Annotated in this window: 1 protein-coding gene; it reads left to right on the forward strand. The window is 57.7% G+C overall.

What is annotated here, in order from left to right; all coding sequences use genetic code 11:
• Nucleotide 1: 1 nt before the first annotated feature.
• Nucleotides 2-234: anhydro-N-acetylmuramic acid kinase (locus tag ACI43T_RS12295; RefSeq protein ID WP_405387411.1), on the forward strand; the 233-nt coding region annotated here is incomplete at its 3' end.

Raw genomic sequence — 234 nt, forward strand, 5'->3', positions numbered from 1 at the left:
CATGGACGGGGCGGATGCCGTACTGATACGGATGGACGGCGGCAAATGGCTGGGCGCGGAAGGGCACGCCTTTATACCCTACCCCGACGATTTGCGCGCAGCATTGCTTGCTTTGCAAAATATAGGAACAGACGAACTGCACCGCAGCAGGATGTTGTCGCAAGAACTCAGCCTCCTGTATGCGCAAACCGTCGCCGAACTGCTGTGCAGTCAAAACCTCGCACCGTGCGACAT

It is taken from the genome of Neisseria oralis (assembly GCF_045062685.1).
In the GTDB taxonomy this organism is placed as follows: domain Bacteria; phylum Pseudomonadota; class Gammaproteobacteria; order Burkholderiales; family Neisseriaceae; genus Neisseria; species Neisseria oralis.